General features: G+C 61.7%; 12 protein-coding genes. 1 reads left to right on the forward strand and 11 read right to left on the reverse strand.

Going from position 1 to position 13,112, the window contains the following annotated elements; all coding sequences use genetic code 11:
- Nucleotides 1-9: 9 nt before the first annotated feature.
- The 10 genes from F7D01_RS07975 to F7D01_RS08020 form a co-directional block, all read right to left on the reverse strand.
- Nucleotides 10-501 (reverse strand): hypothetical protein, encoded by a 492-nt coding sequence (locus F7D01_RS07975; protein ID WP_224801916.1) that lies wholly within the window; start codon nt 499-501, stop codon nt 10-12.
- Nucleotides 502-530: 29 nt separating this feature from the next.
- The gene (locus F7D01_RS07980; protein WP_215227141.1) at nt 531-2,870 is read right to left on the reverse strand and encodes a heavy metal translocating P-type ATPase; all 2,340 of its coding nucleotides are present in this window, start codon (nt 2,868-2,870) and stop codon (nt 531-533) included.
- Nucleotides 2,871-2,883: 13 nt separating this feature from the next.
- Complete coding sequence (locus F7D01_RS07985) at nt 2,884-4,425, reverse strand: multicopper oxidase family protein (RefSeq protein ID WP_215229726.1); 1,542 nt, start codon at nt 4,423-4,425, stop codon at nt 2,884-2,886.
- A gap of 58 nt (nt 4,426-4,483) precedes the next feature.
- Entirely contained in the window at nt 4,484-4,870 is a 387-nt protein-coding gene (locus tag F7D01_RS07990) for a copper-binding protein (RefSeq protein WP_225082053.1), read from the reverse strand.
- A complete protein-coding gene (locus F7D01_RS07995; protein ID WP_215227142.1) occupies nt 4,849-8,016 on the reverse strand; it encodes an efflux RND transporter permease subunit in 3,168 nt (1,055 codons plus the stop codon). The genes F7D01_RS07990 and F7D01_RS07995 overlap by 22 nt, the downstream gene beginning before the upstream one ends.
- A complete protein-coding gene (locus tag F7D01_RS08000) occupies nt 8,013-9,509 on the reverse strand; it encodes an efflux RND transporter periplasmic adaptor subunit (RefSeq protein ID WP_215229727.1) in 1,497 nt (498 codons plus the stop codon). The genes F7D01_RS07995 and F7D01_RS08000 overlap by 4 nt, the downstream gene beginning before the upstream one ends.
- An 8-nt stretch (nt 9,510-9,517) precedes the next feature.
- A complete protein-coding gene (locus F7D01_RS08005; RefSeq protein WP_231679378.1) occupies nt 9,518-10,861 on the reverse strand; it encodes a TolC family protein in 1,344 nt (447 codons plus the stop codon).
- Nucleotides 10,862-10,866: 5 nt separating this feature from the next.
- Nucleotides 10,867-11,208, reverse strand: coding sequence for a hypothetical protein (locus F7D01_RS08010; RefSeq protein ID WP_215227143.1), 342 nt, complete (start codon nt 11,206-11,208; stop codon nt 10,867-10,869).
- Between the two features lie 198 nt (nt 11,209-11,406).
- A complete protein-coding gene (locus F7D01_RS08015) occupies nt 11,407-11,691 on the reverse strand; it encodes a hypothetical protein (RefSeq protein WP_054523306.1) in 285 nt (94 codons plus the stop codon).
- Between the two features lie 83 nt (nt 11,692-11,774).
- Nucleotides 11,775-12,041, reverse strand: a complete 267-nt coding sequence (locus F7D01_RS08020; protein ID WP_008603835.1) for a hypothetical protein — start codon at nt 12,039-12,041, stop codon at nt 11,775-11,777.
- Between the two features lie 139 nt (nt 12,042-12,180).
- Between F7D01_RS08020 and F7D01_RS08025 the strand changes: the two genes are divergently transcribed.
- The gene (locus F7D01_RS08025) at nt 12,181-12,639 is read left to right on the forward strand and encodes a Cu(I)-responsive transcriptional regulator (RefSeq protein ID WP_215227144.1); all 459 of its coding nucleotides are present in this window, start codon (nt 12,181-12,183) and stop codon (nt 12,637-12,639) included.
- Nucleotides 12,640-12,653: 14 nt separating this feature from the next.
- On the opposite strand, the gene F7D01_RS08030 is transcribed toward F7D01_RS08025, so the two are convergent.
- On the reverse strand, nt 12,654-13,100 hold the full coding sequence (locus F7D01_RS08030; RefSeq protein WP_054527531.1) for a DUF411 domain-containing protein: 447 nt from the start codon (nt 13,098-13,100) through the stop codon (nt 12,654-12,656).
- Between the last annotated feature and the right edge of the window lie 12 nt (nt 13,101-13,112).

The following is a 13,112-nucleotide window of genomic DNA, read 5'->3' on the forward strand; positions in this document are numbered from 1 at the left end:
GGTTTGCGATCAGCGGGGTCCGGTGCCGAGACGGCGCGCGAGCCACAAGGTGGCCGTGGGAACCGCGACCCACATCACGATCGGTACCAGGCCGATTTTGGTCCCGGGCACAAGCGGCATGATTGCACTATAGGACCACCCCCAGTCGGCACCGACAGCCAGCACTTCGACCATGGCAGTAATGGCCAGGCCGATTCCCAGGAACACGACAAAACGCGAGATCGGCCAGTCTACGAGCCACGGCGTTTTACCACTGCCGACAGAGGCGCCGAGATAAGCGGCCACCATGATCCCGGCATCGCCGAACGAGGCCAGGCCGCAGCGACGTGCTGCCTCGGCAGGCGACAGACCTCCCGACTGGTAGAAAGGAAGCTGGAGCATCTCCCAGGCGAAAGCGATGAGAATTCCGAAGATGGCGATCCAGAGTGCGGGATGCGCACCGCGCCATTCGCGCGATTCCTCAGAGATTTGGTCCTGATCCTGCATCGTCTGATTCGTCACTCCTGCGATCTCCGTCCCGTCCCCATCGCTCAGGTATCGAATTTGGGAAGAGCGAGGCCGCGCAGGCGCAGGGCGTTGCCGATCACCGATACCGAAGACAGGCTCATCGCTGCGGCCGCGATCATCGGGTTCAAAAGCAACCCGGTCCATGGATAGAGGACACCTGCTGCGACCGGTATGCCGAGCGCATTATACGCAAAGGCAAAGAACAGGTTCTGCCTGATGTTGCGCATAGTGGCCCGAGACAGGACGAGCGCCTGAACAACGCCGACGAGGTCGCCGCGCACCAATGTCACGCCCGCGCTTTCGATCGCGACATCGGTACCCGTTCCCATCGCGATGCCGACATGCGAAGCGGCAAGCGCGGGTGCGTCGTTTATGCCGTCGCCGGCCATAGCGACCCGGCGACCATCGCTCTTCAACTGCTCGATCTTGCGATGTTTGTCCTCGGGCGAGACGTTCGCTTCGACTTCGTCGATACCGACCTGGCTTGCTACCGCACGCGCGGTGGCTTCGCTGTCGCCGGTAAGCATCACGATCTTGATGCCGCGCTCATGCAACGCGGCAATAGCGGTGCGGCTGGTTGCCTTGATCGGATCGGCGACCGCGATAAGGCCTGCCGGTGCCCCGTCCACGGCCACGAACATCACCGTCTGTCCGAGGCTTCGGCCTTCGTCCGCCGTTGACCGCCAGCCTTCTTCGAGCGCCCCTATACGCTCCATCATCTTTTCATTCCCGATCGCGACCAGGCGCTGGTCGACATTTGCCTGGATACCTTCGCCGGTCACGGATTCGATATCGGAAGCGTCGAGAATGGCAGCGCCCCTGTTTTGAGCCCCTTCCACGATCGCGTGGGCGAGCGGATGCTCGCTTCCTCTCTCAACGGCAGCGACAAGGCTCAGCAATTCCTGCTCGTCGAAATCTGACTGCGGTTTTACGTCGACAAGATCAGGCTTGCCCCGGGTCAGCGTTCCGGTCTTGTCGACGACCAGCGTATCGATCTTTTCCAGCGTTTCGAGCGCTTCGGCGTTCTTGATCAGGATCCCGTGCTGCGCGCCCTTGCCGGTACCGGTCATGATCGACATCGGCGTCGCCAGTCCGAGCGCGCAGGGACACGCGATGATCAGAACGGCGACCGCGTTGACGAGCGCGTAGGCAAGGGCCGGTGCCGGTCCCCAGATGGCCCAGACGACAAAACTCACGATAGCGACAAGGACGACGATGGGTACGAACCATCCGGTGACCTGGTCGGCGAGCCGCTGGATCGGTGCCCGGCTGCGCTGGGCCTCCGCGACCATCTGCACGATCTTCGAGAGCATGGTGTCCGCGCCGACCTGCGTCGCGCGCATGGTGAAGCTGCCGGTCTGGTTTACGGTGCCCCCGATCACGGGATCGCCCGCGCTTTTCTTGACGGGAATGGGTTCGCCACTGATCATGGACTCGTCGATGGCGCTGCTTCCATCCTCGAGCGTGCCATCGACGGGGACCTTGTCGCCCGGACGCACGCGCAGCAGGTCCCCAGACGTCAATTCATCAAGCGGAACTTCGCGCTCGTCCCCGCGACCGAAGATCTTCATCGCGGTCGGGGGTGCGAGTTCGAGAAGCGCTCGCAAGGCGCTCGATGTCGATCCGCGCGCCTTGAGCTCGAGCACCTGCCCGAGCAGCACGAGGGTCGTGATAACCGCTGCGGCCTCGTAATAGACGCCGACCCGGCCCGCATGATCGCGGAATGCCTCGGGAAAGATGTCCGGGGCGAGGGTTGCCACAAGGCTGAACAGATAAGCGATGGCGACGCCGAAGCCGATCAGGGTGAACATGTTGAGGTTCATGGTCCGGACCGATTGCAGCGCGCGGGTGAAGAAGGGCCAGCCGCCCCAAAGCACCACCGGAGTTGCCAGCAGGAGCTGCAGCCACTGCGCGATAGCGGGTTCGATGACCTGATCGAACGGTCGCGACGGGATCATGTCGCCCATCGCATAGGCGAAGAGCGGCAGCGTGAAGAGCGCGCTCCACCAGAACCTTCGCCGCATGTCGACGAGTTCGGGATCGGGGCCCTCGTTCAGAGTGACCGTTTCGGGTTCGAGGGCCATCCCGCATATCGGGCAAGAGCCCGGCCCCGGCTGCCGGATCTCCGGATGCATCGGACAGGTGTATATGGTACCTTCCGGGACATCCTCGACAGCATCGAGGTGCGCCTTCGAAAGATACATCTCCGGATCCGCGCGGAACTTGTCGAGGCAGCGCGAGGAGCAGAAGTAATGGTCGCCACCCTCGTGTCGATCGACGAAGCGGGCGCCGTCCATCTTCACGCTCATTCCGCAAACGGGGTCGGTCGCCATACCCTCGATTGCATTGTGCCCATCGCTCATCTGTCGTTCTCCCCTAATTGGCCATCACCACGAACTGCCCCATCATGCCTGCGTCCTCGTGCTCGAGGATATGGCAGTGATACATGTAGGGATTGTCGGGATCGGTATTTTCTTCGAACCGCAACAGCAGCCTGACCTGTTCACGCGGGTTGACGATTACGGTGTCCTTGAAACCTGCCTCTTCCGCCCGCGGAGGCCGACCGTCCCGGTCGAGCAAGCGGAACTGCACGTTATGAATATGAAAGGGATGGGCCATCATCGATGCGTTGGCGATTTCCCATATTTCCCACTGACCCACCGGTACGCGCTGATTGATGACATCCATGTCCATGGTCTGGCCGTTGATCGACATACCCCGACCCATCATGCCCATATCGAGTACGAAACGGCGGCTGCGAACGGCGAGCGAGGGGTCTGGCGCGGCTAGCGCGGCGAGGGTGGGCGGGAGCATCACTGGAGTCGACGAGCCGGAGGGGCGCATATCGAGGATGGAAAATGTGCGGCCCTGCCTCTCGCGACCGGTCCGGTTTCCCATCATTCCGCCGCCCATCATACCCCCGCCTTGCCCGCCCATCATGCCCATGGCGTTAGCAGGGCTGCTGGCAATCAGCCGGAGCGGGCGCCCTTCGGAAAGATCGACGATCACTTGTGCGCGTTCGCCTGGGGCAAGGGTAAGACTGCGAATCTCGCTTGGCGCGGCAAGCAGGCCGCCATCGCTTGCGGTGAGTTGCATCGGACGATCACCTTCGAGCGAGAAGGTGTAGAACCGCGCATTCGATCCATTGAGAAGCCGCAGGCGCAGCGGACCGGCGGCGGCCTCGAAAACGGCATTGGCCGTTCCGTTCACATAGATGCGCTCACCCATCACCCCCATCATCCGCGAGTGCATATCGAGCGGGTAAACAAGGCGGCCCGCGCCGTCGATCACGCGATCCTGCACGACGAGCGGTATGTCATCTACACCGTACCGGCTCGGCAGATCGAGGCGATCCTCTTCCTCGTCGCGCACGTAGATCGGGGCAGCAAGTCCGGCATAGACCTGTGGTCCGGCCCGGCGATGCAGATGCGAATGATACCAGTATAACGAAGCGCGCTGGCGTATTTCGAAGGACGGGCTCCAGCGCTCACCGGGCCGTATGAGCTGGTGCGGCCCGCCATCCGCTGTGGCGGGAAGTTCGAAACCATGCCAGTGGACGGTCGCATCTTCGGCAAGCTTGTTGTCGATGTGAAAGCGAACCTGTTCGCCGCGGCGCATTTCGAGGGTCGGGCCGAGATAGGATGCGTCGATACCGATCGTCGGTGACGCCGTGCCGGGCACGAATTCTTTCTCGCCCGGTGTCAGGGACAGGCGAAAGACACGCTCGCCCCGTTCGATCGTTCCTGCCTGTAGCCGAGGTATGGCAAGAGGATTGCTTTCGCCTCCCTGATCGAGCGACATCCTGCTTTGCGTACCGCAACCCAGCAGCGGCAGCGCGGCGAAACCCGTCGCCGCGAGGCCGGCGCTCTTGATGAAGTCGCGGCGATCCTTAAAGTCGGGCCTGTCGATACCTGGCATATTCACCTGTTTTTGCGTGGGAGGCACCGGCGCAACCGAGCGCCTCCCACCCACCGTCCTATCGCGGCGTTACCGAGGTAACGACGCTGCCTTCGGTTCCAGTACGAAATTCAAAGGCTATTCCCTCACCGACACTGACCTGTTCGAGGATTTGCGCGTCGGCTTCGAAGGTCATGGTCATCGCGGGCCATCCGATACTTTCGACCGGACCATGCTCGATGGTCACCGTGCCCGCCTCGGAATCGATGGCTGTAACCGTTCCCTCCGCGCTGGCGCTCTGCTCGCCGCCGGTCTCCTCCGCCATCGGCATTTCGCCTGACATGGGCATGCTGTCCGAGTTCGCCATGTCGTCTGACATCATGGTCTCTGAGCTGTCGTCTGCAGCGTCGCAGGCTGCAAGCGCCAGCGGTGCCGCGAGCAGGATCATGTAGGTTGGGGTACGCACTCTTCTTCTCCTTGAGGGTTGGCCGGTTTTTCCGGACGGGGGCGCCGCAACAACAGATAGGCGGCGGGAAGCAGGAACATGGACAGGAGCGGGGCGGTGATCATGCCGCCAACCATCGGCGCGGCGATGCGGCTCATGACTTCCGAGCCCGCGCCGGTGCCGATCAGGATCGGAAAGAGACCCGCAAGGATGACTGCGACGGTCATCGCCTTGGGCCGCACGCGCAGGAGCGCGCCTTCCCGGATGGCCTCGTCTACTTCTTCGGCGCTCAGATCACCGCGTCGCCGCTCCAGTGCGGCTTTCAGGTAAATCAGCATCACTACGCCGAATTCGGCGGAGACGCCGGCAAGCGCGATGAAACCGACCGCAGTCGCCACCGACTGGTTGTAGCCCATCAGATAGAGCAACCAGTATCCGCCCGTCAGCGCGAAGGGCAGCGTGCCCATGATCAGCAAGGCTTCGTCCCAGCGCCGGAAAATGAGATAGAGCAGCAGGAAAATGATCGCAAGCGTCGCGGGAACCACGACCTTCAGTCGCTCATAGGCGCGCGTCAGATATTCGAACTGGCCCGCATAGGACAGGCTGACGCCGGCAGGAAGATCGACGCCCGCTGCGACGGCCTCCTGCAGATCGGCGACCACCGAGGTAAGATCGCGGCCCCGGACGTCGACATAGATGTAGCTGGTCAGACGACCCTGCTCGCTCTTGAGCATCGGCGGACCGTCACTGACGACGATACGGGCGACAGTGCCAAGCGTGATCTGTTGGCCGGACGGCGTCAGAACCGGCAAGGCCCTGAGTTCATCGACGCTGTCCCTGATTTCGCGTGGATAGCGCACATTGATCGGATAGCGCGCCAGCCCCTCGACGGTCCGTGCGACATTGGCGCCGCCTATTGCACCAGAGACGATCTGCTGGATGTCGGCGATGTTGAGCCCGTATCGTGCGGCCGCCATCCGGTCGATATCGACATCGACATAGCGACCGCCCGACAGGCGCTCGGCCAGGGCGGAACTCACGCCAGGCACGGTCTTGGCGATACGCTCGACATCGAGTGCAACGCGTTCGAGTTGATCGAGATCGTCGCCTGACACCTTGACCCCGATTGGGCTCTTGATCCCGGTCGCGAGCATGTCGATCCGGTTGCGGATCGGCGGCACCCAGACATTGGCGAGGCCCGGCACCTGAACGACCCGGTCAAGTTCCTCGACCAGCAGATCGGGCGTCATTCCCTCGCGCCACTCCTCGCGGGGCTTGAAGCGGATTGTCGTTTCGAACATCGTTAGGGGAGCCGGATCGGTTGCCGTATCGGCGCGCCCCGCTTTGCCGAACACCGTTTCCACTTCAGGGACCGACTTGATCAGGCGATCGGTGCGCTGCAGCAGCGCCGACGCCTCGCCGGGGGAAAGCCCGGGCAATGCACTCGGCATGTAAAGCAAATCGCCTTCATCGAGCGGCGGGAGGAACTCGCCGCCAAGCCGGGTGAAGGGGATCGCAGTGGTCAGGAAGATCACCGCCGCGATCGCCAGGGTTGCCTTGGGGCGCCGCATGACCCAGTCGAGTCCCGGACGATAGATTTTCGTCAGCCAGCGGTTGAGAAAATTGGAATCCTCCGAAGGGATCTTCCCACGGATCAGCCATCCCATCATCACCGGCACCAGCGTCACCGAGAGAATGGCCGCGGCTGCCATGGCATAGGTCTTGGTGAAAGCGAGCGGTGCAAACAACCGCCCTTCCTGCGCCTGCAGGGTGAAGACCGGCAGGAACGACAGTGTAATGATCAGCAGGCTGAAGAATAGCGCCGGTCCCACTTCCTTCGATGCATCGGCGATGATCCGCCAGCGTTCCTTCACCGCGAGCACCGTATCGGGATTCTCGTATTCCCATCGCTCGAGATGCTTGTGCGCGTTCTCGATCATCACGACGGCGGCATCGACCATCGCACCGACCGCGATGGCTATTCCACCCAGCGACATGATGTTGGCATTAACGCCCTGGAAGCGCATCACGATGAAGGCCGCGAGCACGCCCAAAGGCAGGGTGATGATGGCGACAAGTGCCGAACGCGCGTGCCAGAGGAACAGCGCGCATACGAGCGCCACGACGATAAACTCTTCGATGAGCTTCGTGGTGAGGTTCTCGATCGACGCATCGATGAGCTGGGATCGGTCGTAGGTCGTGACGATCTCGACGCCTTCGGGAAGGCTTGCCTGCAACTCGTCGAGTTTGAGTTCCACGGCTTGGATCGCGCTTCGCGCATCCGCGCCCTGGCGCAGAACGATAATGCCCCCGGCAACCTCGCCTTCGCCATTGAGCTCGGCGATGCCACGGCGCAGCTCAGGGCCTACCTGGATCGTCGCTACGTCGCCAAGCGTGACCGGAATGCCGCCGCTCGCGGTGCGCAGTGGAATCTGCCGAAAATCCTCGAGGTCGCCGAGATAACCCGAGGCACGCACCATATATTCGGCTTCGCCCATCTCGACGATCGAGCCGCCCGCTTCCTGGTTGGCGGACTGGATTGCGCTCACGATCTCGGCGTGGGTCACCCCCAGCGATGCCATGCGGTAAGGCTCGAGCACGACCTGGTATTGCTTGACCATGCCGCCGACGCTGGCGACCTCGGCAATGCCGGGGATCGTCTTGAGCTCATAGCGCAGGAACCAGTCCTGCAGGCTGCGCAGTCCTGCAAGGTCGTGCCCGCCGCTGCGATCGACCAGCGCATATTCGTAGATCCACCCCACACCGGTTGCATCGGGGCCAAGCGTGCTCGTGACGCCATCGGGCAGGCGGTTCTGCACCTGGTTGAGATATTCGAGCACGCGCGAGCGCGCCCAGTAGAGGTCGGTTCCGTCCTCGAAGATGATATAGACATAGCTGTCACCGAACATCGAATAGCCACGGACGGTTTTCGCCCCCGGCACCGAAAGCATGGTCGTTGCCAAGGGATAGGTGACCTGGTCCTCGACGATCCGGGGGGCCTGACCCGGATAGTTTGACCGGACCACAACCTGCACATCGGACAGATCGGGCAACGCGTCGACCGGCGTCGTGCGCACCGCCCAGAAACCGGCCAGCGTTACCGCGACGGCGGCGAGAACGATAAACAGGCGGTTGGCGATCGAGGCATCGATTATCCGAGCAATCATTGTCCGGCCCTCGTGATAGACTCGATCCGGGGGCCGGCATCCTCCTGGGTGAAGTTGAAGCGCACCCTGTCTCCCGTCTCGAGCCCGCGCATTTGCGCCGCGCTCTTCGTGCGGAAGGTCATGGTCATCGCGGGCCAATCGAGCCGCGGGACAGGTCCGTGCCGCAGCGTGACGGAGCCATCGGCAATCTTCTCGATCGTCCCGATTGCGCTGAATGTCGCTGGTTGGTCTTCACCGTCCCGGTCCGGGCCTGCCTCATCGATCGCACGAACATCGAGCCCTGCCAGGCTTGCCTCGGAATCGAGCAGGAACTGGCCCGAGGTCACGACCTCTTCGCCTTGCGAAAGGCCGGCCAGCACTTCGGTCCTGCCTCCCGCCTCACGGCCGATCCGGACTTCGGCAGGCATGAAGCCGCCCTCGTCCTGCTTGATCATGACGATGGTGCGGCGCCCGGTCCGGATCACCGCTTCGGAAGGAACCAGCAGAGCGCGCCGGGTGTCGGGGGTCAGCGAGACCTGCGCGAACATGCCCGGCTTGAGCCGTCCGGAAGGATTGGGCAATTGTGCGCGGACGGTGATTGTCCGGCTGGCATCCTGTACGCTCGGCAAGATCGCGATGATCGGTCCGGAAAATCTCTCATCGGGAAACGCGGTCAGGGTTGCACTGACAGGTTGGCCGACCCGGATATTCGCTGCTTGTGTTTCGGGCACCGATGCCTCGAGCCAGATCGGCGAGAATCCGGTTATTTCCGCCAGGGTCTGGCCTGCCATCACGGTCATGCCGGGTCGCACGCCGAGCATGGTGATGGCCCCGCCGGTCGGCGCGGTGACCGTGATCGTCGCCTGCGCGCGGCCGGTCCGGCCCACCGATGAAATTTGCCCATTCGACATGCCGAGCAGCCGCATCCGCTCGCGCATGGCCTGTGCAAGCTGTTCATCGCCGCTGTTCAGGACGGCCAGATATTCCTGCTGCGCTCCTCCCCATTCGGGTACGAGAATATCGGCCAGCGGCGCGCCTCGGCTCACCACATCGTCTGGAGCACGCCCATAGGTTCGTTGTACAAAGCCGCCAGCCCTTGGCTGGACAATTGCAACGTCCCGCCCGTTGTAAGCGAGAACACCGGTAACGGACACGTCCGGCTCAAGTACGCCGTATTCGGCCTCGGCGGTGCGGATGCCGAAGTTCTGGACAAGCCCCGCGTCGATCTGAACCCCGGAGGTGGCCTCCTCGCCAGCGCATTTGGGAACAAGTTCCATATCCATGAACGGCGATTTTCCAGGCTCGTCGAAACGCTGTCCCGGCACCATCGGATCGTACCAGTAAAGCACGTCCTCACATTCGGCGCTGGATGATCCCCCGTTGCCATTTGCCTGACTTCCGCTCTCACCCAGCTGCGATAACCCGTATCCTGCGGTGACGCTGATCAGGGCGACCGTTGCCGCCATCGTCCAGGATTTCTGGCGCGGCGACAGTTTGTCCCACGCGGCTCCCATTTTGGCTCTCATGGCTGGAACTCCGTATAGGTCAGTCGCAAGGTCGTAGCGGCTTCAACTGTCGCCTCCTCACGCTCAAGGATCTCGATTTGTAAGAGCGCCAGCGCCTTGATCGCTTCGATGACGTCGAGCAGTTCGGCGCGGTTTGCCGCGAAGCTGGCCCTTTCCAGATCAGCACGGCTTTGGGCGAGGGGTAGCAACTCCTCCGTGGCTCGCTGCCACTGCCGGTATGCGCTGCGCCAGGCGGCAAGGTCGGCCTCGAATTGCGCTTGCAGTTCGCGCAAGCGATCAAGCTGGATTGCTTGCGCTGCGCTCGCTTCGGTTTCAGCGGCGGCAATCCTCGGATTCTGCCGCCTGCCCGCAAAAATGGGGAGCGTGATCGAGCCCATGACCGAGACGACATCGCCGAACATCGGATCGCGCCGGCCATAGCTGACATTGATGCCGAAATCGGGCCGCTTCTCCGACCGGGCGAGATCGATCCTCGCCTCGGCCTGGCGCACCTGCGCGACAGCGAGAATGATCTCAGGATTATATTCCAGGGTCGCCCGAAGTTGTTCAACATCGACATCGGGCGCCGGAATGCTTCCAGTCGCCGTTGCGTCTTGCAAGGCAATGTATCGCGCAAGCATGGCCTGCGCCGCCTCGCGCTCAGCGTCGATGCGCGTCCGCATATCCTCGACCTCCAGCACGGCCCGGCGAATTTCGAGGCTTTCACCTGGCCTCGCCGATCCCGCCGCAACGGCGCTTCGCGCCAGGGGCACCAGCCTTTCGATCTGTGCAAGGGCGTCATCGGCAACGTTGAGGGCCTGTTGTGAGTAAGCGAGCGAAATCCAGGCCCTTCCCGCACCAAGACGCGCCATATGGCGCGCATGAGCGAGCTGCGCGGTGGCGAAGTCGATATCGGCTGTGGCCATCCCGGCTCGGGCGTGTCGTTTCGCAAGATTGGGAATATCCTGCTCGACGCCGACCTGGATCTGCGTGGGAAGCTGTCGATCCAGCTGAAACGCGGCCGGGCCGCTGATTGGCAGATTCTGGATACCCGCACGCAGCCTGGGATCCGGCAGTTCGTCGGCAGCATCCGCGACCTGGCGGCGGGCATCGACTTGTAGTTCTCGCGCTCTAACCTGGGGCTGGTCGGCCACGGCGGCTCTCAAGGTTTCTTCATACCCAATCGACTGGGCGTAACTTGCGGGCGCCAAGGCCAGCAGAACCGGAAGTGCGGTCCAACGTAGTCGTTTCATGATTCTCATTCCGCTAGAGTGCGCGACCAGTACGCGTTCGGGACAATCAGCCAGCGACTTTGGTGCCAGCAGAATGTCCAGCCATAATTTGCAGAGATCCCCCTGCATCGATTTCAGGCCTCAGCTTGCGGAGGTGGCGGTTCCGGTCCTGCTCCAGTCTCACCCGGTGTAGAGCTGCCGAAACCGGTGAATCGCAAGCGCGCGGCTGACAGCGTGCGTACTTCCGACGCATCGTTGCCAATCGCCATCGGCGCGATACAGCCGAGCGAAACAAGGCAACCAGCGCCTACCTTATCACAAGGCGGTTTTTCACCTTCGTTTGGAACCCCAGACGTGAGCAGTTCATCGCACTGGCGCTCGACCATTATCGGCTCCTGCGGAAGCGTCGACGCATGAGCTGCCGATTGGACGAAAAGTCCAAATCCAATCAGAATGAGGCCGAATGCGCGCAGCATTCCGATCACCCGGCACCAAGAGGGCGCGACTTGGCAGTCAGGCGCGAGTCAAACCGCCTCAGCCAAGGGAAAATCGTTGTTGTCGGGCTAGGTGTTATCATGAAGTTTGCTGGCTCTTATGAGCAAAAGGGTCCTGCCCCGCAGGCTAGTGCGGGGCAGGTGGGGGGTGAAGCATTCGACAAAGATTGGCGCCCGGTTTTAACCTTCTTCGCCCTGCGACATCTGTTCCTGCTTTTTCTTCATCATTTCGTTGCAGTTACGCATCATCTCCATCATTTCGGCGCGCATTTCGGGATCGTTCATCATGGCCATCATGCCCGACATCTCCATTCCGGACATATCGCCCTGCATCTCGCCGCGCTCCTGTTGCTGCGCGCCTTGCGCTCTGTCGGGCTGATGATCGACCTTCGGCTGCGCTATGGCCGCTGATGCGAGGCCAATCGTTGCAAGAGCACCAAGCGCGGTAATTTTGAAGTTGTTCATGGGGTTTTCCTTTCATTTATCAAATAGCGCGCTGCACAAATCTTCAGGTCATCGTGCGAGCACACATGCGAATCGTATCGAAATCACGTCCCGGTAGATGTCCCGTTCTTGCGCATGCACATTGCAAGCATGGCCAGGCAGGGCAGTACATAAAGAAACGGAAGAATTGCTGCGAAGCCGAGCCACATGGATCCGAGCGCAAGCGCAGCGAGTGCCAAAACAGCGCTGGCTGCGAGCAGCCATTTGCGCCGCTGGCTCGAAACACCCGAACAAGATACGCCCGACTTCTTATTCGAGGTACTGGCGGTCGCAGAGACCGGCACCAGGGCGCGGGACGACGGGATGTTCATTTCTTTTCCTTCATCGAATCAACCAATACGAAGAAGATAGGGCTTCCCATCATTGGAAGGTCAAGGCATTTTGTGGAGATTTTCTCGGCTTTCAGCCAGCCACCTTGCATTCCCATCATTGGAAGGTTAAAGCGCCCGCATGAAACATTCACACACGATTGGCGAGGCGGCTGCAGCGAGCGGGGTTTCTGCCAAGATGATCCGACATTATGAAAAGATCGGTTTGATCGAGGCGGCGGACCGGACCGATGCCGGGTACCGCCTCTACACTCCGGCAGATATTCATACGCTCCGGTTTGTGCGGCGCGCCCGCAATCTGGGCTTTTCGGTCGACGATATTTCCGAACTGCTCGATTTATGGAAAGATAGTGCCCGAGCGAGCAAGGACGTGCGCCGAGTAGCGGATGGCCATCTTTCGGCCCTGCGATCGAAGGCTGCCGAAATCCATTCGATGATAGACGCGCTCGAACATCTTTTCGAGAATTGCACGAATGACGAACGTCCCGACTGTCCCATCCTCAAGGACCTCGCGGACGATGCCAATCCGGCTCGTCCCAAGGACGTTGGTCACAAGTTTGGCTTCGAGCGCGTTTGCTAGGCTTCGGACGGTGCTCAGTATCGCGCAAAGACGCTCGTGGCACCATCCGCTCTTACCCCCGTAATCGTCCACGTGCCTGTCTTGGCACCGCCCATGCCCGGCGAACCTGCAGGCATGCCGGGAAGCGTGATGCCTGAAATCCGCGGACGTTCCTCCAGCAGGCGGTCAACGCTGTCGGCCGGCACATGTCCATCGACGAAGTAGCCGCCGATGAGCATCGTATGGCATCCCTCGAGCCCGGCGGGCACACCCTGGCGTTCCTTGATTAGGGCGAGGTCGTGGGTCGCGACCATCTTCACCTCATATCCGCTGGCTTCGAGATAGTCGCCGTAGCTTTCACAGCAACTACACTGAGGGTTCTTGAAGATCGTGGCAAACGGTCTTGCTTCCTGTGCCGCCGCGGCCGAGGGCAGCAGCGCGAGGGCCGAAAACGACATCAAGACCTTGGGTAACAAACGCATCAGTTTTTCCTT

It is taken from the genome of Erythrobacter sp. 3-20A1M, from assembly GCF_018636735.1.
Taxonomy (GTDB): Bacteria; Pseudomonadota; Alphaproteobacteria; order Sphingomonadales; family Sphingomonadaceae; genus Alteriqipengyuania.

Coding starts and splice junctions, on each gene's coding strand:
- F7D01_RS07985 (WP_215229726.1), bottom strand. CDS start 4,425: ATGCCAGGTATCGACAGGCCCGACTTTAAGGATCGCCGCGACTTCATC.
- F7D01_RS08010 (WP_215227143.1), bottom strand. CDS start 11,208: ATGCTGCGCGCATTCGGCCTCATTCTGATTGGATTTGGACTTTTCGTC.
- F7D01_RS08030 (WP_054527531.1), bottom strand. CDS start 13,100: ATGCGTTTGTTACCCAAGGTCTTGATGTCGTTTTCGGCCCTCGCGCTG.
- F7D01_RS08015 (WP_054523306.1), bottom strand. CDS start 11,691: ATGAACAACTTCAAAATTACCGCGCTTGGTGCTCTTGCAACGATTGGC.
- F7D01_RS07980 (WP_215227141.1), bottom strand. CDS start 2,870: ATGAGCGATGGGCACAATGCAATCGAGGGTATGGCGACCGACCCCGTT.
- F7D01_RS08020 (WP_008603835.1), bottom strand. CDS start 12,041: ATGAACATCCCGTCGTCCCGCGCCCTGGTGCCGGTCTCTGCGACCGCC.
- F7D01_RS07995 (WP_215227142.1), bottom strand. CDS start 8,016: ATGATTGCTCGGATAATCGATGCCTCGATCGCCAACCGCCTGTTTATC.
- F7D01_RS08025 (WP_215227144.1), top strand. CDS start 12,181: ATGAAACATTCACACACGATTGGCGAGGCGGCTGCAGCGAGCGGGGTT.
- F7D01_RS08005 (WP_231679378.1), bottom strand. CDS start 10,861: ATGCAGGGGGATCTCTGCAAATTATGGCTGGACATTCTGCTGGCACCA.
- F7D01_RS08000 (WP_215229727.1), bottom strand. CDS start 9,509: ATGGGAGCCGCGTGGGACAAACTGTCGCCGCGCCAGAAATCCTGGACG.